General features: G+C 62.0%; 21 protein-coding genes. 6 read left to right on the forward strand and 15 right to left on the reverse strand.

What is annotated here, in order from left to right:
- Positions 1 to 20: 20 nt before the first annotated feature.
- The 5 genes from tuf to BLR85_RS23810 form a co-directional block, all read right to left on the reverse strand.
- Entirely contained in the window at positions 21 to 1,196 is a 1,176-nt protein-coding gene (tuf, locus tag BLR85_RS23790; protein ID WP_093156953.1) for an elongation factor Tu, read from the reverse strand.
- Positions 1,197 to 1,256: 60 nt separating this feature from the next.
- Entirely contained in the window at positions 1,257 to 3,374 is a 2,118-nt protein-coding gene (gene fusA, locus BLR85_RS23795) for an elongation factor G (RefSeq protein ID WP_093163349.1), read from the reverse strand.
- A gap of 27 nt (positions 3,375 to 3,401) precedes the next feature.
- Positions 3,402 to 3,872 carry a 30S ribosomal protein S7 gene (gene rpsG / locus BLR85_RS23800; protein WP_093163351.1) on the reverse strand — a complete coding sequence of 157 codons (471 nt, stop codon included), beginning with the start codon at positions 3,870 to 3,872 and terminating at the stop codon, positions 3,402 to 3,404.
- 12 nt (positions 3,873 to 3,884) lie between these two features.
- Positions 3,885 to 4,256: a 30S ribosomal protein S12 gene (gene rpsL, locus BLR85_RS23805; RefSeq protein ID WP_008182915.1), complete on the reverse strand. Its 372-nt coding sequence runs from the start codon at positions 4,254 to 4,256 to the stop codon at positions 3,885 to 3,887.
- 263 nt (positions 4,257 to 4,519) lie between these two features.
- The gene (locus BLR85_RS23810; RefSeq protein ID WP_170844733.1) at positions 4,520 to 5,419 is read right to left on the reverse strand and encodes a DMT family transporter; all 900 of its coding nucleotides are present in this window, start codon (positions 5,417 to 5,419) and stop codon (positions 4,520 to 4,522) included.
- Positions 5,420 to 5,635: 216 nt separating this feature from the next.
- Between BLR85_RS23810 and BLR85_RS29335 the strand changes: the two genes are divergently transcribed.
- The gene (locus BLR85_RS29335) at positions 5,636 to 5,788 is read left to right on the forward strand and encodes a hypothetical protein (RefSeq protein ID WP_170844734.1); all 153 of its coding nucleotides are present in this window, start codon (positions 5,636 to 5,638) and stop codon (positions 5,786 to 5,788) included.
- A 19-nt stretch (positions 5,789 to 5,807) separates the two neighbouring features.
- Positions 5,808 to 6,740, forward strand: a complete 933-nt coding sequence (locus BLR85_RS23815) for an endonuclease/exonuclease/phosphatase family protein (RefSeq protein WP_280138527.1) — start codon at positions 5,808 to 5,810, stop codon at positions 6,738 to 6,740.
- A gap of 98 nt (positions 6,741 to 6,838) precedes the next feature.
- On the opposite strand, the gene clpS is transcribed toward BLR85_RS23815, so the two are convergent.
- Entirely contained in the window at positions 6,839 to 7,165 is a 327-nt protein-coding gene (gene clpS / locus BLR85_RS23820) for an ATP-dependent Clp protease adapter ClpS (protein ID WP_093163394.1), read from the reverse strand.
- 129 nt (positions 7,166 to 7,294) lie between these two features.
- Here clpS and BLR85_RS23825 point away from each other — a divergent pair, with 129 nt between their 5' ends.
- Positions 7,295 to 7,993 carry an HAD family hydrolase gene (locus BLR85_RS23825; RefSeq protein ID WP_093163355.1) on the forward strand — a complete coding sequence of 233 codons (699 nt, stop codon included), beginning with the start codon at positions 7,295 to 7,297 and terminating at the stop codon, positions 7,991 to 7,993.
- Positions 7,994 to 8,176: 183 nt separating this feature from the next.
- Positions 8,177 to 9,598, forward strand: a complete 1,422-nt coding sequence (locus BLR85_RS23830) for a D-alanyl-D-alanine carboxypeptidase family protein (protein WP_093163357.1) — start codon at positions 8,177 to 8,179, stop codon at positions 9,596 to 9,598.
- 276 nt (positions 9,599 to 9,874) lie between these two features.
- Here the strand turns inward: BLR85_RS23830 and ccoS are convergent, their stop codons facing one another.
- The 8 genes from ccoS to ccoN all read right to left on the reverse strand — a co-directional run bounded on the left by ccoS (position 9,875) and on the right by ccoN (position 18,286).
- Entirely contained in the window at positions 9,875 to 10,033 is a 159-nt protein-coding gene (gene ccoS, locus BLR85_RS23835; RefSeq protein ID WP_093163360.1) for a cbb3-type cytochrome oxidase assembly protein CcoS, read from the reverse strand.
- Between the two features lie 6 nt (positions 10,034 to 10,039).
- Positions 10,040 to 12,247 (reverse strand): heavy metal translocating P-type ATPase, encoded by a 2,208-nt coding sequence (locus BLR85_RS23840; RefSeq protein ID WP_425284501.1) that lies wholly within the window; start codon positions 12,245 to 12,247, stop codon positions 10,040 to 10,042.
- A 6-nt stretch (positions 12,248 to 12,253) separates the two neighbouring features.
- Positions 12,254 to 12,700: a FixH family protein gene (locus BLR85_RS23845; protein WP_093163365.1), complete on the reverse strand. Its 447-nt coding sequence runs from the start codon at positions 12,698 to 12,700 to the stop codon at positions 12,254 to 12,256.
- 1 nt (position 12,701) lies between these two features.
- Complete coding sequence (gene ccoG, locus BLR85_RS23850; RefSeq protein ID WP_093163367.1) at positions 12,702 to 14,141, reverse strand: cytochrome c oxidase accessory protein CcoG; 1,440 nt, start codon at positions 14,139 to 14,141, stop codon at positions 12,702 to 12,704.
- Between the two features lie 682 nt (positions 14,142 to 14,823).
- Entirely contained in the window at positions 14,824 to 15,726 is a 903-nt protein-coding gene (ccoP, locus tag BLR85_RS23855; protein WP_093163370.1) for a cytochrome-c oxidase, cbb3-type subunit III, read from the reverse strand.
- On the reverse strand, positions 15,723 to 15,926 hold the full coding sequence (locus tag BLR85_RS23860; RefSeq protein ID WP_093163373.1) for a cbb3-type cytochrome c oxidase subunit 3: 204 nt from the start codon (positions 15,924 to 15,926) through the stop codon (positions 15,723 to 15,725). The genes ccoP and BLR85_RS23860 overlap by 4 nt, the downstream gene beginning before the upstream one ends.
- 12 nt (positions 15,927 to 15,938) lie before the next feature.
- On the reverse strand, positions 15,939 to 16,664 hold the full coding sequence (gene ccoO, locus BLR85_RS23865) for a cytochrome-c oxidase, cbb3-type subunit II (RefSeq protein WP_093163376.1): 726 nt from the start codon (positions 16,662 to 16,664) through the stop codon (positions 15,939 to 15,941).
- Positions 16,665 to 16,678: 14 nt separating this feature from the next.
- Positions 16,679 to 18,286, reverse strand: coding sequence for a cytochrome-c oxidase, cbb3-type subunit I (gene ccoN / locus BLR85_RS23870; RefSeq protein ID WP_093163379.1), 1,608 nt, complete (start codon positions 18,284 to 18,286; stop codon positions 16,679 to 16,681).
- A 198-nt stretch (positions 18,287 to 18,484) separates the two neighbouring features.
- On the opposite strand from ccoN, the gene BLR85_RS23875 reads away from it, so the two are divergent.
- Complete coding sequence (locus tag BLR85_RS23875; RefSeq protein ID WP_093163384.1) at positions 18,485 to 19,321, forward strand: universal stress protein; 837 nt, start codon at positions 18,485 to 18,487, stop codon at positions 19,319 to 19,321.
- A gap of 121 nt (positions 19,322 to 19,442) precedes the next feature.
- Here BLR85_RS23875 and fnrL read toward each other — a convergent pair whose 3' ends face one another.
- On the reverse strand, positions 19,443 to 20,183 hold the full coding sequence (gene fnrL / locus BLR85_RS23880; RefSeq protein WP_093163387.1) for a transcriptional regulator FnrL: 741 nt from the start codon (positions 20,181 to 20,183) through the stop codon (positions 19,443 to 19,445).
- A 69-nt stretch (positions 20,184 to 20,252) separates the two neighbouring features.
- Here fnrL and hemN point away from each other — a divergent pair, with 69 nt between their 5' ends.
- Positions 20,253 to 21,608 (forward strand): oxygen-independent coproporphyrinogen III oxidase, encoded by a 1,356-nt coding sequence (gene hemN / locus BLR85_RS23885; RefSeq protein WP_093163390.1) that lies wholly within the window; start codon positions 20,253 to 20,255, stop codon positions 21,606 to 21,608.
- Positions 21,609 to 22,060 lie beyond the last annotated feature (452 nt).

A 22,060-nucleotide genomic window follows, 5' to 3' on the forward strand; every position in this document is an offset into this window, starting at 1 on the left:
TTCGTCGATCGTTCGAGAGATTACTCGAGGATCTTGGAGACGACGCCGGCGCCGACGGTGCGGCCGCCTTCGCGGATGGCGAAGCGGAGCTTCTCTTCCATCGCGATCGGCGCGATCAGGTCAACCGTGAACGAAACGTTGTCGCCCGGCATCACCATCTCGGTGCCCTCGGCCAGCGTCACCGTGCCGGTCACGTCCGTGGTACGGAAGTAGAACTGCGGACGGTAGTTGGCGAAGAACGGGGTGTGACGGCCGCCTTCTTCCTTGGTCAGGATGTAGGCCTCGGCTTCGAACTTCGTGTGCGGGGTCACGGAGCCCGGCTTGCAGAGAACCTGGCCACGCTCGACGCCCTCACGGTCGACACCGCGCAGCAGCGCACCGATGTTGTCGCCGGCTTCGCCGCGGTCCAGCAGCTTGCGGAACATCTCGACACCCGTGCAGGTGGTCTTCTTGGTGTCGCGGATGCCGACGATCTCGATCTCGTCGCCAACATTGATCACGCCACGCTCGACACGACCGGTCACAACCGTGCCGCGGCCGGAGATCGAGAACACGTCCTCGATCGGCATCAGGAACGGCTGGTCGACGGCACGCTCGGGCGTCGGGATGTACTCGTCGACGGCGGCCAGAAGCGCACGGATCGAGTTCTCACCCATCTCCGGATCACGGCCTTCCATCGCGGCCAGCGCGGAACCGGTGATGATCGGGATATCGTCGCCCGGGTACTCATAGCTCTCCAGAAGCTCGCGGATTTCCATTTCCACCAGCTCGAGCAGCTCGGGATCGTCCACCTGGTCGGCCTTGTTCATGTAGACGACCATGTAGGGGATGCCGACCTGGCGGCCGAGCAGGATGTGCTCGCGAGTCTGCGGCATCGGGCCATCGGCGGCCGACACGACCAGGATCGCGCCGTCCATCTGGGCAGCACCGGTGATCATGTTCTTGACGTAGTCGGCGTGGCCGGGGCAGTCAACGTGGGCATAGTGGCGGGTGTCGGTCTCGTACTCGACGTGGGCGGTCGAGATCGTGATCCCGCGGGCCTTCTCTTCGGGCGCGCCGTCGATCTGGTCATAGGCCTTGAAGTCGCCAAAATACTTCGTGATCGCCGCCGTCAACGTCGTCTTGCCGTGGTCAACGTGACCAATCGTGCCGATGTTCACGTGCGGTTTGCTGCGGTCAAACTTTTCCTTAGCCATGATGGCCTCCTTGTCTCGTTGCGGGTGCCCGGCAGAGGGCACCCGAATTCATTTTTTCTCTTAGGCGTACTTGGCCTGGATCTCTTCCGAGATGTTCGACGGCACCGGATCGTAGTGATCGAACTGCATCGTGAACTGGGCACGACCCGAGGACATCGAACGCAGGGTGTTGATGTAGCCGAACATGTTTGCCAGCGGCACGAAGGCGTTGATCGCAACGGCGTTGCCGCGCGATTCCTGGCCGGTAACCTGGCCCCGACGCGAGGTCAGGTCACCAATGATACCACCGGTGTAGTCTTCCGGTGTTACCACTTCGACCTTCATCACCGGCTCGAGCAGCTTGGCGCCGGCCTTCTTCATGCCTTCGCGCATACACATGCGGCCGGCAATTTCAAACGCCAGAACCGAGGAGTCCACATCGTGGAACTTGCCGTCGATGAGCGCCACCTTGAAGTCGATGACCGGGAAGCCAGCGAGCGGACCGGAGTCCATGACCGACTTGATACCCTTTTCGACGCCGGGGACGTATTCCTTCGGAACGGCACCGCCAACGATGCGGCTCTCGAAGGAGTAGCCTTCGCCCGGCTCGGTCGGGGTGATGACCATCTTCACCTCGGCGAACTGACCCGAACCACCCGACTGTTTCTTGTGGGTGTAGGAGTGCTCGACCTCTTTGGAGATGGTCTCGCGATAGGCCACCTGCGGCGCACCGATATTGGCTTCGACCTTGAATTCCCGCTTCAGGCGATCGACGAGAATGTCCAGGTGAAGTTCGCCCATGCCCTTCATAATGGTCTGACCAGACTCGAGGTCGGTCTCGACGCGGAAGGACGGGTCCTCGGCAGCCAGACGCTGCAGGCCCTGGGACATCTTCTCCTGGTCGGCCTTGGTCTTGGGCTCAACGGCGATCTCGATGACCGGATCGGGGAAGGTCATGGTCTCGAGGACGACCGGGTCGTTGACGGCGCAGAGCGTGTCACCGGTGGTGGTGTCCTTGAGGCCGGCGAGCGCAATGATGTCGCCCGCAAATGCCTCGTCGATCTCCTCGCGGTTGTTCGAGTGCATCATCATCATACGACCGATGCGCTCGCGCTTGCCCTTTGTGGAGTTCAGGATCGAGTCGCCCTTCTTCATGGTCCCGGAGTAGATACGGGTGAAGGTCAGCGAGCCCACGAACGGGTCGTTCATGATCTTGAAGGCCAGGCCGGCGAAGGCCATTTTGTCGTCGGCGCGACGGGCGATGTTACGCTCTTCGTTCTCGTCGCCAGGCTTGAAGCCCATGTAGTCGACAACGTCGAGCGGCGAGGGCAGGAAGTCGATCACGGCGTTCAGGAGCGGCTGCACGCCCTTGTTCTTGAACGCGGAGCCACCGAGAACGGGAACGAATTCCAGCGCCAGCGTGCCCTTGCGGATCAGCTTGCGAAGCGTCGCGACATCCGGCTCTTCGCCTTCGAGATAGGCTTCCATCGCGTCGTCGTCCATTTCGACGGCAGCCTCGATCATCTTGCCACGCCATTCCTCGGCAAGATCCTTCAGCTCATCGCGGATCTCGACCTTTTCCCAGGAAGCGCCAAGGTCGTCGCCCTTCCAGAGCCATTCCTGCATGGTGATCAGGTCGATCTGGCCTTCGAGCTCGGTCTCGGCGCCGATCGGCAGGCACACGGGAACGGCACGGGAACCAGTACGGTCCTCGATCATGCGAACGCAGTTGAAGAAATCGGCGCCGATCTTGTCCATCTTGTTGACGAACACGATCCGCGGAACGTGGTAGCGGTCGGCCTGGCGCCAGACGGTCTCGGTCTGCGGCTCGACACCGGCATTTGCGTCCAGAACACAAACGGCACCGTCGAGCACGGCCAGCGAACGCTCGACTTCGATGGTGAAGTCAACGTGGCCAGGAGTGTCGATGATGTTCAGGCGGTGCTTCGGCGTGTCGGGAGTTTTACCGTCTTCGGTGCGCTCCCAGAAGGTGGTCGTCGCAGCAGAGGTGATGGTGATACCACGCTCCTGCTCCTGCTCCATCCAATCCATGGTCGCAGCGCCATCGTGCACTTCGCCGATGTTGTGGGACTTGCCGGTGTAGTAGAGGATACGCTCCGAGCAGGTGGTCTTGCCGGCATCGATGTGCGCCATGATGCCGAAGTTACGGTATCGGTCCAGAGGATAATCGCGGGCCATGGAAGGGTCCTTAGGCGTAAATTGGTGTTACCATCGATAATGGCTGAACGCTTTGTTGGCGTCGGCCATCTTGTGGGTGTCTTCGCGCTTCTTGACGGCGCTACCCCGGGAATTCACGGCATCGACGAGTTCGCCGGCCAGCCGCTCTTCCATCGTGTTCTCATTACGGGAGCGGGCAGCGGCGATCATCCAGCGGATGGCCAGCGCTTCGCGGCGCTCGGTACGAACCTCGACGGGAACCTGGTAGGTCGCACCGCCAACCCGGCGGGAGCGGACCTCAACCGACGGCTTGACGTTGTCGAGCGCCTCGGTGAACACCTCGATCGGGGAGCGCTTGAGCTTGCTCTCGACCCGGTCCAGGGCGCTGTAGACGATACGCTCGGCGGCAGATTTCTTGCCGTCGATCATCAGGTTGTTCATGAATTTGGTCAGAACCTTATCGCCATACTTGGCGTCAGGCAGGACTTCGCGCTTCTCAGCGGCGTGACGACGGGACATGTCTGTCTCTCCTTACTTAGGACGCTTGGCGCCGTACTTCGAGCGACGCTGCTTCCGATCCTTGACGCCCTGGGTATCCAGAACACCACGCAGAATGTGGTAACGCACACCGGGAAGGTCTTTCACACGACCGCCACGGATAAGCACAACCGAGTGCTCCTGCAGGTTGTGGCTTTCACCGGGGATGTAGCTGATGACTTCAAAGCCGTTCGTCAGACGAACCTTGGCCACTTTCCGCATGGCCGAGTTCGGCTTCTTCGGGGTGGTGGTGTAGACACGCGTGCAAACGCCGCGCTTCTGCGGGCAGCTCTCGAGGTGCTGCGACTTGGATCGTTTTACTTTCGGCTGCCGCGGCTTGCGGATCAGCTGTTGGATCGTCGGCATTCCGGTTTCCCCAGTCTAGCTTTCTTCTTCTTCTCGCGCGTACCGCGAGGGGTTGTTTTTCATCGCCCGCACCTTGCGCGTCCGCAAAGCGCGAAAAACCGCTGGCGTTTCCTCGTACGCGGAAACGACGCGGGTGGGATTTCAGAGGATCGGGGCGCTGGCCCGGATCTTGACCACTTCAGTTCTGTAGGTCCGGTCAAACGGAATCCCCGCGACCGAGTGGGAGCGCTCTAGAGAGAATCGGAAGCCTTGTCAACAGAAGCTTACCTTTGCGCCCCCTGCTCCGCCCCTTCGGCGACCTCCATTGCGAGCTTACGCTCCCGGTAAAAAGTAAATATGCCGGTCGCAACCACGGTGGCGGCCCCCAGCAATGTCAGGAAATCCGGCCACTCTCCGAACACCACCAACCCGAGCAGCAATGCCCAGAGAAGCGACGTGTACCGGAACGGTGCGATGAAGGCAATCTCGCCCACGCGCATCGTTGCGGTCGCAAAGAAATACCCCCCGATGATCAGAACCGAGGCCCCCATCAGGGACAGGAATGCTCCGGTGCTGACCGGTTGCCATTCCTCCCCCAGCATCCCGACCGCCGAGAAGACCCAGACGCCAAATGAGGCCGCGATCGCGACCGTCATCGAGGGCGTTTCCGACGAGACGGCACGCGCCGTCAGATCCCGGGCCGTCACGCAGAAAACAGCGCAGACCGCATAAATCGAATAGACCGTGAAACCTTCCGCGCCCGGCCGGACGATCAGCATCACCCCGGCAAACCCCACGAGGATAGCCAACATCCGCTTCCACCCCACGGATTCGCCCAGGAACACCGCCCCGGCAAGCGTGACCGTCAGGGGCAACGCTTGCAGGATCGCCGAGGCATTCGCGATGGGCATGTTGAACAGGGCGGTCAGGTAGAAATAGGCGGCCGCGATCTCCGTGATCGTCCGAAACAGAATCATCATCCGGTCGCGCCGGGGAATATTGAACCGAAGGCCACCGGTTACCGCCGCCATCGCGACCATCAGCAATGTGCTGGCGACCCCACGGATGAACAACGCCTGGTACAGCCCCATCTCGTCGGAGACGGATTTTACGAAGGCGTCGTTGAACGTGAAGGCGGCCATGCAGGCTGCCATGAGGAGCGCACCGCGCAGGTTTGGAGACACTGATCACCCGTCAGGCTGTTGCCCATCGCCCATGCGGCAGCCCCGAAGCGATGTCAAACCAATTCCGCGGCGATTTGACGTCGGGAAATGACGAAACGGAACAATTCGCACGCGCTTGATACGGGTCATGGAACGGCGTTCAACGAATTTGCTAATGTGCGGGTAACCGGGCAGGACAGACAGGGCCCGGATATTCGCTCCTAAAAGGAGAATTCGATGAAACTGAAATCCCTGCTTGCCATTCTGGGCCTTGCCGTTCTCGGCTTTGCCTGCACCGATACCGACCATTACCCGCTGAGTGGCGAAGAATGCGCGCCCGGAGATCCGGTTCAGGATCTTTCCGTGCAGCAATGCGCCAAGGCGGCCTGACCGGGAGCAGCCCCTGCGTATAGCGACGTTCAACGTCCAGAACCTTCGGCTGCGCCAGGACGCGGCCGGTCAGCCGTTACTGGACGGTGCGCGCGATGGTGACACGCCAGGGGACCAAGCCAGCGGTGCGCCCGATTTCGACCGGGCGGACCGCAGACTGACCGCCGCCGTCCTGCACGACATGAACGCCGATGTGGTCGCCCTGCAGGAAGTCCACGACGTCGCCACGCTCGACTATTTCCACGAGAGCTACCTTGTCCATACAGGGCTTGCCCCCTATTCGCACCGCGTTTGCCTGCCGGGAAATGACGGCATGGGGCGGAACATCGCCCTGCTCAGCCGCATCCCGCCCGGCACCGTCGAAAGCAATGCCTGGATTCGCCCCGCGGACCTCGATCTCGACCCCGCCGAGGGCCAGCCGCCGGACCGGCCCGTCTTCTGCCGCGACTGCCTCGTGGTCGAGGTCCGAGAACTGACCCTGTTCCTGTGCCATTTCAAGGCGCCCTATCCCGACCGTGCCGCTGCGGATATTTTCCGCCGCACCGAAGCCCAGGCCGTTCGCCGCCTCATCGAGCGGCGCTTTACACGACCCGCCGAGGCCCTCTGGATGATCCTCGGCGATCTCAACGAACCCGACGCCCGCGCGCCCCTGCCCGAACAAGCCATCGCCCCCCTGCGCAACAGCTTCGGCATAGACCTGCTCGAACGCCGGCCTGCAGGTCAGAGGTGGTCCTATCACGAAGCCAGCCGCGGCACCTATTCGCGGCCCGACGCGATGCTCGCGTCCCCCGCATTGGCACGAAAATACCCGGCCGCAATGCCACGGCTCATCCGCGAGGGCATGTCGCGCATGGCCCGCCGCTATCCGGGCCCAAGGCTGCACGGCGTTGGCCGCTACCGCCCGCATGCCAGCGACCACGCCGCCCTGATGATCGATCTCATCGAAGCTTGATCGGTCCTGATTTCATCTTTCCGGAAATACTTTCGGGGGTCCGGGCGCAAACAGCCCCCGGTCGCGCCAGCGAAATAGCGTCAACGCCTATCCGGCGCTCACTCCTTTTCCATCGTGCATTGCAGCGGATGCTGGTGGCGACGCGCGAAATCCATCACCTGCGCCACTTTCGTCTCGGCAATCTCGTGGCTGAACACGCCGACCACGGCGACCCCCTTCTTGTGCACGACCAGCATCAACTCGAAGGCCTGCGCATGGGTCATGCCAAAGAACCGCTCAAGGATATGCACGACGAATTCCATGGGCGTGTAGTCGTCATTCAGCAGGAGAACCTTGTAGAGTGGCGGCCGCTGTGTCCGGGCACGCGTCTTGGTGGCAACCCCGGCTTCTCCGTCGGGTTTGTCATCATCGCGGTCGGACATCATGGTTTCAAGAATGCGGGTCAAGGCGCGGTGCGCTCCACGGCAATTGGGATTGTCAGTGATGCTCGGAGTTATATAGGCGGCAGGTGGGGTCTGAAAAGACCAAGCCGACAATCGAAGGGATCACTCTCCATGAAACTTACGACAATTGCCTTCGATGCAGACGACACGCTCTGGCACAATGAGCGTTTCTTCGTCCTCACCCAGGATCGATTCGCGGAGCTTCTGGCGGATTACGCGCCGCGCGATCACCTCGATGTGCGCCTGCTGGAAGCCGAGAAGCGCAGTATTGGCCATTACGGCTACGGCATCAAAGGCTTCATGCTGTCGATGATCGAGACTGCCATCGAGGTCACCGAGGAGCGGATTCCCGCTGCGGCGATCCGCCAGATACTCGAAATGGGGCAGGAGATGCTCAGCCACCCGATCGAGCTGCTGCCCCATGCGCAGGCTGCCGTCGAGGCGATGGCGCGTTCGCATCACAAGGTGCTGCTGATCACCAAGGGCGATCTGCTCGACCAGGAGCGCAAGCTGGCCGAATCGGACCTGCGCCGCTTCTTTGACCGCGTCGAGATCGTTTCGGAGAAGACACCGGAAACCTACAGCCGCATCTTCACCGAACATGGCGACGGTCCGGAACGGGCGATGATGGTCGGCAATTCCATGAAGTCGGATATTCGCCCCGCCATCGAGGCCGGTGCCTGGGCCGCGCATGTCCCCTTCGACCTCGCCTGGGCTCTGGAAGCCGCTGAGCCCCCGAGCGAAAGCGACCGCTTTCACACGCTGGAAGATCTCGGCCATTTGGAGGAGCTCGTCACCCGGATCGGTTGAAATCTAGTGGTTTGGGCCGCCCCTCGCCCCGACATATTGCGATGTTGCGTGAATATCACCGCGAAAGATCTTGAAAACGAAGACTTTTCCAAAGCCCTTATGCGTGCTAGGCTGAAAAGCAATAAACGAGAATTCCGACCCTGAAAACAGGGCGGTTCGAGGCAGACAGAGGCAAACATAGTGATGACGTCGAGCATCCGGGGGCGTAATGCCCTTTTCGTATCCGTGTTCTTCCTTTTGTTCTTCGTGATCCTGTTGGGCGCCAGCCTACGGGCCGGAGCCGCGCCCTATGCGGCGATGGTAATGGACGCGCGAACGGGAGAGATCCTGCACTCGCGCAATGCCGATACACGGCTGCACCCGGCCTCGCTGACCAAGATGATGACGCTCTATGTCGTCTTCGAGGCGATCGAGCATGGCGAGATCGGGCTCGACACCCGGGTTACGATTTCCAACAAGGCCGCGAACGAAGTTCCCTCCAAGCTCGGGCTCAAGGCCGGCCAGCAGATCGAACTGCGCTACCTTATCCGTGCCGCCGCGGTGAAATCGGCCAATGATGCCGCAACGGCCCTGGGCGAGGCGATTTCGGGCAGCGAGGCGCGCTTCACCCGCCGGATGAACCGGACGGCCAAGGCGCTCGGCATGACCCGGTCGACCTTCAAGAACGCGCACGGGCTGACGGTGGAGGGGCACCTGTCGACCGCGCATGACATGACCATCCTCGGCCGGCACCTGTTCTACGACTATCCCGAATATTACAACCTGTTCTCGCGCCGCTCGACGGACGCCAAGATCCGCACGGTCTACAACACGAACCGCAAGTTCCTCGCCGCATACAAGGGCGCGGACGGAATCAAGACCGGCTACACGCGCGCCGCGGGCTCGAACCTGGTTGCCTCCGCCGAACGGGGCAATGTGCGTATCATCACCACTGTCTTTGGCGGCACCTCCTCGGCGGCACGCAACGCCAAGGTGGCCGAACTGATGGATATGGGCTTCAAACGCGCTCCGCGTCACGCCGCGATCCAGAAGCCGAGCATGCCGGTCTATGCGGGCAACGACTCCGAACCGACCGCGAGCAAGACGATCCGCGTCGCCAGCGCGGTTTCCCAATCCATCCGGCCGCTCAGCCGGCCGGGTACGGTCGCCATGGCCAGCGCGGTCGGCAAGAGCGGGCTGAAATCCGGCATCGAGGCGGCGATCGCGATGGCGACAACCACGTCCGCACCGGCAACCGAAGCAGCGGTGGCAGACTCGCCGCCCCCCAAGGCGCGCCCGCCCAAGATCGACTTTGCCGCCCTGAAACCGGCAACGACGAAACAGGCAGATCCGATTGTCGTGACCCGCGCATCGACTTCCGGCGGTCGGCACTGGGGCATCAATGTCGGCGCCTACCCTTCGCGCTACAAGGCCGAACGTGTCCTTCTGAAAACAGCGCTCAAGGAGATGGCCACCCTGGACGGCGCCTTGCGCAAGGTGTCCCAGAACAACAAGGGATATAGTGCCAATTTCGTCGGCATGAGCGAAGAGCAGGCCGCCCTTGCCTGTCGCAGGCTCGAAGCCCGCGGGGCTGAATGCACGCCCTTTGGGCCGTCAGGATCCTGACGGCGGCTTCGGAGCCTAGGCGAGTTGGTCAAGCGGTTCGCGCCGCCCTACCCATTTCCAGACAAGCCGGTGAGCTGAGGTTTTGACCGTTCGCGGGCGCGCGCTTCACGCGTTTTAACGATCCTGCGGATCGTGCCTCCGGCGGAGATATTTCTGGAAAGATGATGAGATGGGGACGTTCTCGTCATCTGTGTCCAATGGCTTATGGGCGGGCTCGCTGGAGCGCGGGGACAGAGTCCCGCTTCAAGGTCGGCCAACTGCTCGAGGCCCTACCGGTCATTCCTTCGGGTGATCGTCGTATTCCTTTGAAAGTATCCGCTGACTGTCGCCTTCCGGATCGTCGTATTGGTCACTTTTCACGGTCCAGAAAAACGCCGCCAGACCGATTCCGCCCAGAAACAGCGAAATCGGGATCAGGAATACCAGGACTTCCATGCGGGGCTATTTTAACCTCAGCGAGTTTAGCGAGACGGTGATCGATGAGGCGGACATGGCCAGTGCCGCCGCCAGTGGCGTGGCCCAGCCGGCAATGGCGATCGGTACCGCGATGAAGTTGTAGACCGTCGCGATGGTGAAGTTCTCCTTGATCCGATGCACGGCCGAGCGCGACGTGGTCACGGCGGAGGCGACGGGCGCGATATCCTCGCCCAGCAGTACGAGGTCGGAGGCAACGCGGGCCGCGTCGAGCGCGGAGGCCGGCGAGAGCGATGCATGCGCCGCCGCAAGCGCCGCCGTATCGTTCAGCCCGTCGCCCACCATCAGTACCTTGCGCCCTTGCGCGGCGAGTTCGGCGATGCGCGCGGCCTTTTGCTCCGGCAGGGCTTCGGCGGTCACATCCTCGATCCCGATCCGCGCGGCAAAGGCGTGCACAGCCGGTGCGGCATCGCCGGAGATCAGGGCAACATGCAATCCGATCTCCTTCAGGTTTCGTACGGCCTCCTCGGCGCCAGGACGCAGCCGATCGGTGAAAGTGAAACAGACCGGCGCCTCGCCCTCAACGGCCAGCCACGCCGCCGTCTTGTGGCCCGGCTCCGCACCGACCCAGGCCGCGCGGCCCAACCGAACGCGCTTGCCCGACCAGCTTCCCTCGGTTCCGTAGCCCGGAACTTCGATGATCCCCGAAACCTCTGCAGCCTCGATCCCCGCAGCCTTTGCGGCCTCGTAAAGTGCCCGCGACAGCGGGTGTGAAGAGGCGCGCGCAAGTCCGGCTGCCAAGGCGACTTCCTCGCGATCATGACTCTCGGAGGCGTCGAGTTCCGGAGCGCCAAGGGTCAGCGTGCCGGTCTTGTCGAAGACCACCGTGTCAACCTCCGCCAGCCGCTCCAGCGCAGTCCCGCTCTTGATGAGCATCCCCTTGCGGAAAAGCCGCCCGGAGGCCGCCGTGGTCACGGCCGGCACTGCAAGCCCGAGCGCGCAGGGGCAGGTGATGATCAGAACAGCCGCCGCGATATTGATCGCCAGGCGCGCGTCGCCGGTATAGAAATACCAACCCAGCCCCGCCACCAGCGACAGGATATGCACCCCCGGCGCATAGAGCCCCGCCGCCTTGTCGGCCAGCGAGGTGTAGCGGTTGCGCGTGGTCTCGGCCATGGCCACCAGATCGGCCATGCGGTGCAGGGAGGAATCCTTGCCAGCGGCAGTGACCTCGATCACCAGCGGCCCGGTCAGGTTGACCTCGCCGGCGCTGACAACACGGCCCGGTTCGGCAAAGACGGGGAGGGTTTCCCCGGTCAGGAGCGAGCGGTCCAATTCGCTCGTTCCCTCGGTTATCACCCCGTCCACCGGCATCCGTCCGCCGGGGCGCACCCGGATCAGGTCGCCCGCGACGAGGTCGGCCACATCGACCGTCTGCTCTCCGTCAGCGGTCAGACGGTCCGCGCGGGCCACTTCAAGCGCGGCCAGTTCCTCGGCCGCGGAGCGCGCAATGGCGCGGGTGCGGTGGTCAAGATAGCGTCCCGCCAGCAGGAAGAACGTTAGCGAGATCGCTGCATCGAAATAGGCGTGTTCGCCCGAATGCGCCGTCTCGTAGAGCGAGGTTCCGAGCGCCAGCAGGATGGCCAGCGTGATCGGCACATCCATGTTGAGCCGGCCATGCCGCAGCGCCGCCCAGGCATTGCGGAAGAAGGGCTGGCCGGAAAAAGCGATGGCCGGGATGGAGATAGCGGCAGAGATCCAGTGGAAGAGGTCGCGCGTGGCATCGGCCGCGCCGGACCAGACGGCAACCGAGAGCAGCATCACGTTCATCGCCGCGAAGCCACCGACCGCCAACCGCATCAGCAGCTCCCGCCCCTGCCGGTCCGTGGCGGTGGTTGAAAGCGCGGACGGGTCCATCTCGTGAGCTTCATAGCCGACGCCGTTGACCGTCTTGACCAGCGCCTCGGCGGTCACTTTCGGCTCGGCTTCCACCGTCGCCCGCCTGAGCGTCAGGTTCACCCGAGCGGAACGCACACCCGGATGCGCCATGAGCGCCTTTTCAACCGTCGTGATGCAGAGCGCACAATGTATTCCCGGCAGCGAGAGCATGAGGGCACCTTGCTCCGGCTTGTCCTCCAGCGCCCCGCTCGCAGCCAAACGGCGCGCCATGGGCGCGGCTTCGCAGGCAGGGCAGGCAGAGGCGGTGGGTGCCTCGGGAAATGTGCTGTCAGACATGTACCGTCATTCGACGTGCAGGACGATCCGTTGCCGGAACGGCGTTCCGTCAGGCGCCGTTGCAACCATCCGAATATTCCAGTTTCCGGAAGCCAGGTCTACCGGAGCGGTGAAGGTTCCGTCGTGATAGGCGAACTCTGGCGTAACGTCGTCGCGAACATGGGTTGCCCGGCCAACCGTCGCATCGATGCTCGCCACGTCCACCGGATAGCCGCCACGGCCAGTAAAGGCGATGCTCAGCACACCCTCCTCGACCTTGGCTGCGACGTCCCAGCCAAGCGCCTGCTGCGCAGTACGGTCCTCGTCGAAATGCTGGCTGGCCACGTAGGAATTCTTCACCTCCAGGCCGGGAAAGGTGCCCACGGCCAGATAGGCCATGGTCAGGTTGACCCCGATGATGACGCCAAAGGCGCTTGCGGTGATGATGAATACCTTGCGGCCTGTCAGTGCCATGTCAGCGTGCTCCGGTTCCCACGAAGGTTGACTCCTTATAAACACGTTCGCCATTCGACAAGTCCTCGATCCAGAAACGGATCTCGGTCCGGTCGGCCAAGGCCGCGGTCGAGCCCTTCGGCGCCAGCACGTAGATGCGCTGCTTGCCGGTCGTGTTGGCGGGCACCATGAAGCTCTCATAGGGCGTGCCCTCGACGGCGATCCGCAGGTCCGGTTCCTTAGAAACCAGAGACACGCGGAAGCGGCGGTCCTCGCCATGCTTGTTGCGCAGGCCGAAATCATAGGTGTTGCGAATCGTGCCATCCGACATCGTCACGAAGATCGGCTGCCGCACCGGGTGCACGGTCGCCGAGATGTCCGGGCGGATGAAGAGCATGACCACGAGGCCGACGCCAACCGCCGTCCACAGGCTGGTGTAGAGGATGGTGCGAATCCGGAATACATGTCTCCAGACCGATTTCGGTGCCGCGCCAGCCCGTTCGCGCTCCTCGTCCGACAGCGCCATGTAGCCGATCAAGCCGCGCGGCTTGCCGATCTTGTCCATGATGTCGTTACAGGCATCGATGCAGAGCGCGCAGGTGATGCATTCGAGCTGCTGCCCGTCGCGGATGTCGATCCCGGTGGGGCAAACGTTCACGCAGGCCATGCAATCGATGCAATCGCCGAGATTGGCGGCCTCGGCCGATTTCCGGTGCTTGCCGCGCGGCTCGCCGCGCCACTCCCGGTAACCGACCGTAATCGTGTCGGGGTCCATCATCGCCGCCTGGATGCGCGGCCAGGGGCACATGTAGATACAGACCTGTTCGCGCATAAAACCGCCGAAAACCAGCGTGGTGAAAGTCAGCACGGCGACGGAGGTATAGGACGCCGGGTGCGCACTGAAGGTGAAAAGGTCGACAAAAAGCGTGGGCGCGTCGGTGAAGTAGAACACCCAGGCACCGCCGGTGGCGACGGCGATCAGCGTCCAGGCAATGTATTTGGTGGCTCGCAGACGCAGCTTTCGCGCATCCATCTTTTTCTGTCGGTGCAGGCGCAGGCGGGCGTTGCGGTCGCCCTCGATCCAGCGCTCGACGAGGATGAACAGGTCGGTCCAGACGGTCTGCGGGCAGGTATAGCCGCACCAGACGCGTCCAAGGGCAGAGGTGAACAGGAACAGGCCGAGCCCGGCCATGATCAGCAGACCGGCCACGAAATAGAATTCATGCGGCCAGATCTCGATCCAGAAGAAGAAGAAGCGGCGATTGGCAAGATCGACCAGAACCGCCTGGTCAGGCAGATTCGGACCACGGTCCCAGCGAATCCAGGGCGTCAGGTAATAGATGCCCAGAGTCACGATCATGATTCCCCATTTCAAATTCCGGAATGCACCGGACACTTTTCGGGGGAAGACGGGCTCTCGGGCGGCGTAAAGCTGTTCGGGCTGGCTGCCAGTATCGCTCACGGATAATCTCCGGTGGCTGAGGGTTCAGGTTCCGCCCGTTCTATGGGCTTGATAAAAAAAGCGTCTTTGACATGCATCAAAAGGCTGCATTTCGGACCGGTTCGGGCAGACATACCAAAATGGAACGGTTCCAACCCTGCGCCCGCGTGTCGCGCAACGAAAATGTGATATTCTGGCGGCTGAAAATAAAGGCGCCCCAGCTCTCCTAGGAAACGCGCGAACAGGACGGAGAGCCGGGGCGTATCTTCCAGGGGAGGACACCCTCTGGAAACGCTATGTAAGTCTTGGCGGCGACTTGGCAGGGGAGGGAAGCTCCAAACGCTTTGTCGTTGCCGTTGAATCCTGTTTAGGTGTCTTGACCCGCTGCCACTTTGATCCAGATCAAATACGAACTATAGATACTTCTTTTGTAGCGCATAGCTGCCATGATTTTTTGGCAAGGCGGCCTGCCTCGAGTCACCAAAACGCCCGCCCTGCAGCCCATTTCCCGGCATCATCGAGACAAGGGCCGAGTCCTTGAGGCGGAGCCACGGAACCAGGCCTCACGCGCACCCCAGGGCCAGACGCCGACCACGGCCAGGAAACCCGGCGACGCCTGTGGGCGTGAAAATGACCGGACAAAAGAAGCCCCGCCACCGGCAAGCGTAGGCGGGGCTTGATCGCTTGACGTGTTGGCCCGGGATTACTCCGAGGCCACGCCGCCACCAAGGCTATGCACATAGGTCGCAACGGCACGCACCATGGCTTCGTCCACAACGCCTTCCGGAGCACCACCGCGAGCCGGCATGTTGCCGGCGCGACCATTCCAAAGCGTCTCGTAGAGCGACTCGGCGTCACCACCATAGAGCCAGATGGCATCCGTCAGGTTCGGCGCCCCCAGCGTCTGCTCGCCCGTACCGTCTTCCATGTGGCAGGAAGAGCAGTTGTCCTCGAAGACGACCGCACCGGCTTCGGCAAGCGCTGCATCATGCTCCTGCCCCGAGAGTTTCTGTACAAAGGCCACTGCCTGACGGATTTCTTCTTCGCTCAGCAATTCGTCACGGCCGAAAGCCGTCATCTGACCCTGACGAACGAAATCCTCGTCGGTCTCCTCGTTGCGGATGCCAACGCTGATCGTGGTGTGGATATCCTCGATCGTGCCGCCCCAGAGCCAGCTGTCATCCAGCAGGCTGGGATATTTGGACTCCGCACCCTGCGCACCCGCGCCGTGGCACTGCGCACACCAGGTCCGGAACACGGCGGCGCCGGCGTTCTGGGCATAGCTGTTCAGCTCCGGATCGGCCGAAATCTCGGTCAGCTCCGCTTCGACCAGACGTTGCTTGATGCCGGCATTGGCCTCTTCGAAACGAACAATCTCGGCGGCCACATCGGCGCGCGTCGATTTTCCGAGCAGACCGGCGGTGGCACCATTGATCAGCGGCCAGGCGGGATAGGCGACCGTGTAGGCCAGCGCCCAGACGACACAGGCATAGAATGTCCAGAGCCACCAGCGGGGCATGGGATTGTTCAGTTCCTCGATCCCGTCCCAGCTGTGACCGGTGGTTTCCACCTGGTCCTTCTTCTTGCTTATCGGTTGTTTACTCATTCCCGAACCTCCTTCGGGTTCAATTCCGATGAATCCTCGGCAGGCGAGTCCTCATGGCGGAAAATAATGTTGGCACTGTCGCGTTGCTCCTTGGAGGATCCGGGGCGAAACACCCAGAAGATCACTCCAAGGAAAAAGAGCGTTAGGAACAGCAGCATCCAGCTGTCTGCGAACTGGCGCATGAGGCCGTATGTGTCCATTCCGAGGGCTCCTTAACGGCTTGCGACAGGTGTGAAGGTCGAGAAGTCGACGAGCGTGCCGAGCATCTGCAGATAGGCGACAAGGGCGTCCATCTCCGAAATGCCGGGCTGTCCGTCGAAGTTGCGCACCTGCGCGCCCGGGTAGCGTTCGAGCAGTCCCTCGTAGTCGCCATCCGGGTCGATCTGGACGTTGAAGTCCGCCGATGCATTCGCGATCATCTCGTCCGTGTAGGGCACGCCGACGGTCCGATGGGTCGCCATCAGCTCGTCCATGTGCTTGTCGGTCACCATCTTGTCCAACAGGAAGCCGTATTTCGGCATCACCGATTCCGGCACGACCGATTGCGGGTTGATCAGGTGATCCACATGCCAGTCGTCCGAATACCGGCCGCCCACGCGGGCAAGGTCGGGACCTGTCCGCTTGGAACCCCACTGGAACGGGTGATCGTATTGCGATTCGGCCGCCAGCGAGTAGTGGCCGTAGCGCTCCACCTCGTCGCGCATCGGGCGGATCATCTGGCTGTGACAGACATAGCAGCCTTCACGGATGTAGATGTCCCGCCCCTTGAGCTCGAGCGGGGAGTAGGGGCGCACGCCCTCCACATCCTCGATCGTGTTCTCAAGGTAGAAGAGCGGCGCGATCTCGACGATACCGCCGATGGTGACCACGAAGAAGCTCAGCGCGAAAAGGATCGTCGCGTTGGTTTCGATGATCTTGTGCTTGTCGATAAGGGCCATTGTGTCTCCCTCCCTTATTCGGCCGGCGCAGCGGCTGCTGCGGTTTCGGCTTTCGGCTCACCGCGGGTTGCGGTGAGGTAGAGGTTGGCAGCCATGATGATGGCACCAGTGAGATACATGACACCGCCCAGGCCCCGAACAACATACATCGGGAACTTCGCGGCAACGGTATCGGCGAAGGAGTTCACCAGGAAGCCATTGGCGTCGACTTCGCGCCACATCAGGCCTTCCATGATCCCGGTCACCCACATGGACGCCGCGTAGAGCACGATGCCGATGGTGGCGAGCCAGAAGTGCCAGTTGACGGCGGCCATGGAGTAGAGACGCTCACGCTTCCAGAGCTTCGGCACGAGGAAGTACAGAGCCCCGAAGGTGATCATGCCGTTCCAGCCGAGGGCACCGGAGTGCACGTGACCGATGGTCCAGTCGGTGTAGTGGCTGAGCGAGTTCACCGCCTTGATCGACATCATCGGGCCTTCGAAGGTGGACATGCCGTAGAAGCCGACCGAGACGACCATCATGCGGATGATCGGGTCCGTGCGCAGCTTGTCCCAGGCGCCCGAGAGCGTCATCAGGCCGTTGATCATGCCACCCCAGGAGGGCATCCACAGCATGATCGAGAACACCATGCCAAGGGTCGAGGCCCAATCCGGCAGCGCGGTGTAATGCAGGTGGTGCGGACCGGCCCAGATATACAGGAAGATCAGCGCCCAGAAGTGGATGATCGACAGCTTGTAGGAGAAGACCGGGCGCTCGGCTTGCTTCGGCACGAAGTAATACATCATGCCGAGGAAGCCCGCGGTCAGGAAGAAGCCCACCGCGTTGTGGCCGTACCACCACTGCGTCATGGCATCCTGCACGCCGGAGAAGACCTGCACGGACTTGGCACCGAAGACCGACACCGGCAGGCTGAGGTTGTTGACGATGTGCAGCATCGCGACGGTCACGATGAAGCTCAGGAAAAACCAGTTGGCCACGTATATGTGCTTTTCCTGGCGCTTCAGGATCGTGCCGAGGAAGACCATCAGGTAGGCGACCCAGACAATGGTCAGCCAGAGGTCAACATACCACTCGGGTTCGGCATATTCCTTGGACTGTGTGGCGCCCAGCAGGTAGCCGGTCGCGGCCAGCACGATGAAGAGGTTGTAGCCCCAGAACACGAACCAGGCGAGGTTGCCGCCCCACAGGCGCGCCGCGGAGGTCCGCTGCACGACATAGAAGGACGTTGCCAGCAGCGCGTTGCCACCGAAGGCGAAAATCACCGCCGAGGTGTGCAGCGGCCGCAGCCGGCCGAAATTCATGTAGGGCTGCGCCCATTCGAAGTTCAGAACCGGAAAAGCGAGCTGGAAGGCGATGTACGTACCGGCCAAAAAACCGACAACGCCCCAGAAGGTGGTCGCGATAACGCCGTAGCGCACCACGCCATCAAGATATCCTGTTGCCACTTCCGGCGCTGGTTTTTCCTCGTCGATCTGGCGAATAGACCAGACGAAAGCCGCGCCCGCTGCGAGCATGATAATGATCGCATGGACGAGATAGGCTGCGTCGCGCGCGTAGTTGGCTGCGATCGCTGCGCACAGCGTCAACAATCCCAACGCCGCGATCTTGGCGTAATCCCACATGGTGTGTCCCTTAGTTATAAATTGAGGAAGCGCAGATACACTTCCCCCTTCGTGTTCCTTATCCGCTTCTGATGGTACGAAGCCCAGGCCGCTTTGATCTAGGTCAATGTCGTCGCAGTCCACCTTTGAGGCATGTCAAGGTGCCGCAACTGCACACAATCTATGCTTCTGGCAAGTAGAAACAGGAAAGGCTCCGCAATGGCCTACAAGTCTATCCTTACCATCGTTACGTCACCTGCCTTGGAAAACTCTGCCCTGGAAGGCGCCATTTCGCTCACCCAGGCACAGGATGCGCACTTGGAGATCCTCGCCCTGGGCATCGATCACTCGACGCCCGGCTACTATTATGCCGGCACCAACGCCCTGATAGAACAGGCAACACTGGAACGCGCCCGCGAGGATGCCGAGGCAATCGAGAATGCACTGCGCGCCAAGATGGAAGGTCGCCAATGCCGGTGGGCAACCGATTCTGCGCTTGCACAGATCGGAACGGTCCAGACCCTCGTCGGCAATCGCGCAAGGTTCTCGGACCTCGTGGTTCTCCCCAAGCCCTATGGCGAAGACAAGGGTGTGGCCGAGGAGGCCGTGCTTGAAGCAGCGCTTTTTGCGGGCAATGTGCCGGTGCTGGTGTTGCCGCGGCATTGCGAACTGAAACGGCCGGAGAAGGTCGTACTGGCATGGAATCAGAGCGCCGAGGCGCTGGACGCCATCCGCGCCGCCCTTCCGCTGCTGCAACAGGCCACCATGGCGAATATCGTCATCATTGACCCGCCGCGCCACGGACCGGACCGCTCGGACCCCGGCGGGATGCTTTCGCAAATGCTCTCACGTCATGGTGTACGCGCCGAAATCTCGGTGATTGCCGGCACGATGCCGCGCACCGCAGACGTGCTCGCCCGCCATTGCGACGACCAGCAGGCCGATCTGCTGGTGATGGGCGCCTATGGGCATTCCCGCTTCCGCGAGGCGATCATGGGCGGGGCGACCCGCGATATGCTGGAGGCGGCGAAGATCCCGGTTTTCATGAGCCATTGACGCCGCAAGCATGGGGGCGCTGCCCCCAAGCGCTCTGATGAGCGCTTCCCCCGGGATATTTCGGGTCAGTAGAAAATCGGGCCGGGCGTTGGAATTGATCTGTCGGGACAGGGATCCCTGTTCAAAACGGCATGCCGCCGTCGCAATCGTCGCCGGTTTCCAGCATCAGCCGGTCGAAATCGGGCACCGAGATATGCCGCTTGCCAGCCAGCTCGATCACACCTTCGCGCTTGAGCGCCGAGACCTGCCGGCTCACCGTTTCCAGTGTCAGTCCGAGGTAATCAGCCATGGCTTCGCGGGTCAGCGGTAGATCGAATTCCAGCGAACCACCGGCCTTGGACAGCTTGAGGGAGGCATCCCGACGCGCGATAATCGCCAGGAGCGACGCGATTTTCTCGCGCGCGGTCTTGCGTCCAAGCAGGAGCATCCACTCGCGCGCCGCGTCCAACTCGTCGAGCGTCATCTCCAGCAGGCGTTGCGCGATATGCGGCGTGGTGCGCATCAATTCCTCGAAAGGACGACGGCGGAAACAGCACATCACGACTTCGGTGGTCGCGGTCACGTCATAGGTCGCCATCTCGCGCCCGGGCCGGCCCATGAAATCCGACGGCAGCAGAAGGCCCACCATCTGCGTGCGCCCATCCTCAAGCGTTTGGCTCAGAGTCGCGATGCCGCTGACGACGGTGGCGACAAAATCCAGCTTGTCACCGGTCCAGGCAATCGTCTGGCCGGCTTCGAAGGTCCGGTAATACTTGATTTCTTCCAGCAGGACGAGTTCATCGGTCTCGCAACGCGAGCAAACCGCCCGATGTCGGATCGGGCAGTCAGCACATTCAACATGTCCAAATTCTACGTCCTGCATTTCCACTCGCGCGCGCCCACTTGATTTCAATCAAAGTCCTCCCGGCGCCCCACCCCTAGATGTAGGGCCATGGAAACCGTATCGCAACTTGCGAAGCTCGGGCTCTTCGACGCCCGGGTCCCTCGCTATACCAGCTATCCGACCGCGCCGCATTTCAACAGCGCCGTGGATTCGAGCCATTTTGCCGACTGGGTGGCAGCCTTGCCGCCCGAATCGGAAGTGTCACTTTATATTCATATTCCCTTTTGTAGAAGGCTCTGCTGGTTCTGCGCCTGCCGGACGCAGGGTACGTCGAGCCTGTCTCCGGTCGCTGGCTATCTGGAAACGCTGAAAGCCGAGATCGACATTCTCGGGGCTGCCCTGCCCAGCGGCGTCAAATTGTCCGCCCTGCATTGGGGCGGCGGTACGCCGACGCTTCTTGCCCCGGAAATGATGACGGAGCTGGCCGATTCGGTCTTCCGCACGATTCCGCTGGCCGAGCATGGCGAGTTTTCCGTCGAGATCGATCCCAACGAGATCGACGAGGCGCGTCTCGATGCGCTCGCCGCCGCCGGAATGACCCGCGCCTCGATCGGGGTTCAGGATTTCGATCCGGAGATCCAGCAGATCATTGGCCGCGAACAGAGCTTCGAGGTGACGCAGGCAGCCGTCGACGGAATCCGCGCCCGTGGCGTGACGAGCCTCAATACCGACATCCTGTATGGCCTGCCGAATCAGTCCCGGGCCAAGATCACCGACTCGGTCCAGAAGCTGCTCTCGCTCTCGCCGGACCGGGTCGCGCTTTATGGCTATGCCCATGTTCCCTGGATGGCCCGCCGCCAGACCCTGATCCCGTCGGACGCGCTGCCGACGCCGGAGGAACGCCTGCACCTGTTCGAAACCGCGCGCCGCCTGTTCCTCTGGGACGGATATGACGAGATCGGCATCGACCATTTCGCCGCCAGGGACGATTCCATGGCCATCGCCGCGCGCGACGGCACCCTGCGCCGCAATTTCCAAGGCTACACGGTCGACCCGGCACCGGCCCTCATTGGTCTGGGCGCCTCCGCAATCTCGCGCTTCCCGCAAGGCTACGCGCAGAATATCTCCGGCACCGGCGACTACACCAAGGCCATCCGCGAAGGCCGCTTCGCCACGGGGCGGGGCCATGTCTTTGCCGGCGAGGACCTGATCCGCGCCCGGATGATCGAAACCCTGATGTGCGATTTCCGTATCGACCGGGCCGAGATCGAAGCCGACTACGGCGCCCGACCGGACTTCATCACGTCTCTCTTCGCCGCGGCCAAGGAACAGTTCGGGCAATTCGTGACAGTGGATACGCGTGGCCTCGAGATCCCACCCGAGGGCCGCCCCCTCACCCGCATGATCGCCAAGGCCTTCGACGCCTATGAAATGGCGAAGACCGGGCATAGCTCGGCGATCTGATCGCGCCCCGCGCTACTCGACCGGAACCGGGCGCGTCTTGCCCTCTTCATCGATCGCCACGAAGGTGAAGACCGCCTCCGTGACCTTCTCGCGCGCGCCAATCCTGTCGCGCAGCACCCAGGCCTCCCAAGTTCGACAGTTGGAGGCGCGATTTGGTGTCCTTGGCTTGGCCGGCTTCAATGAATTCAATGGGTTGTGAGTTATGACAGGACGGAATCCGGGAGGTTCTGTTGTGGCACGCTGTATTTACAAAGCGTCTTTAATATATGATCTATGCCGCAGTAGAGTTGCGGCATGTACACGAAGATCACGAATTCCGGCGGCCGGCGCTATCTGCAGCTCGTCGAGGGCTATCGCACTGACGAGGGGAAGGTTCGCCACAAGGTGGTCGCCAACCTCGGCCGGATCGATGATCTCACCGCCGACAAGCTTGATCCACTGATAAATGGGCT

The organism is Aliiruegeria lutimaris (genome assembly GCF_900099935.1).
Taxonomy (GTDB): domain Bacteria; phylum Pseudomonadota; class Alphaproteobacteria; order Rhodobacterales; family Rhodobacteraceae; genus Tropicimonas; species Tropicimonas lutimaris.

Bases quoted from the DNA above. Each gene is read 5' to 3' on its own strand.
- rpsL (WP_008182915.1), bottom strand. From the start codon at position 4,256: ATGCCGACGATCCAACAGCTGATCCGCAAGCCGCGGCAGCCGAAAGTA.
- fusA (WP_093163349.1), bottom strand. From the start codon at position 3,374: ATGGCCCGCGATTATCCTCTGGACCGATACCGTAACTTCGGCATCATG.
- BLR85_RS23860 (WP_093163373.1), bottom strand. From the start codon at position 15,926: ATGGACACATACGGCCTCATGCGCCAGTTCGCAGACAGCTGGATGCTG.
- BLR85_RS23875 (WP_093163384.1), top strand. From the start codon at position 18,485: ATGGCCTACAAGTCTATCCTTACCATCGTTACGTCACCTGCCTTGGAA.
- ccoN (WP_093163379.1), bottom strand. From the start codon at position 18,286: ATGTGGGATTACGCCAAGATCGCGGCGTTGGGATTGTTGACGCTGTGC.
- BLR85_RS23830 (WP_093163357.1), top strand. From the start codon at position 8,177: ATGACGTCGAGCATCCGGGGGCGTAATGCCCTTTTCGTATCCGTGTTC.
- fnrL (WP_093163387.1), bottom strand. From the start codon at position 20,183: ATGCAGGACGTAGAATTTGGACATGTTGAATGTGCTGACTGCCCGATC.
- BLR85_RS23825 (WP_093163355.1), top strand. From the start codon at position 7,295: ATGAAACTTACGACAATTGCCTTCGATGCAGACGACACGCTCTGGCAC.
- ccoO (WP_093163376.1), bottom strand. From the start codon at position 16,664: ATGGCCCTTATCGACAAGCACAAGATCATCGAAACCAACGCGACGATC.
- BLR85_RS29335 (WP_170844734.1), top strand. From the start codon at position 5,636: ATGAAACTGAAATCCCTGCTTGCCATTCTGGGCCTTGCCGTTCTCGGC.
- ccoP (WP_093163370.1), bottom strand. From the start codon at position 15,726: ATGAGTAAACAACCGATAAGCAAGAAGAAGGACCAGGTGGAAACCACC.
- clpS (WP_093163394.1), bottom strand. From the start codon at position 7,165: ATGATGTCCGACCGCGATGATGACAAACCCGACGGAGAAGCCGGGGTT.
- rpsG (WP_093163351.1), bottom strand. From the start codon at position 3,872: ATGTCCCGTCGTCACGCCGCTGAGAAGCGCGAAGTCCTGCCTGACGCC.
- BLR85_RS23840 (WP_425284501.1), bottom strand. From the start codon at position 12,247: ATGTCTGACAGCACATTTCCCGAGGCACCCACCGCCTCTGCCTGCCCT.
- BLR85_RS23845 (WP_093163365.1), bottom strand. From the start codon at position 12,700: ATGGCACTGACAGGCCGCAAGGTATTCATCATCACCGCAAGCGCCTTT.
- tuf (WP_093156953.1), bottom strand. From the start codon at position 1,196: ATGGCTAAGGAAAAGTTTGACCGCAGCAAACCGCACGTGAACATCGGC.
- ccoS (WP_093163360.1), bottom strand. From the start codon at position 10,033: ATGGAAGTCCTGGTATTCCTGATCCCGATTTCGCTGTTTCTGGGCGGA.
- hemN (WP_093163390.1), top strand. From the start codon at position 20,253: ATGGAAACCGTATCGCAACTTGCGAAGCTCGGGCTCTTCGACGCCCGG.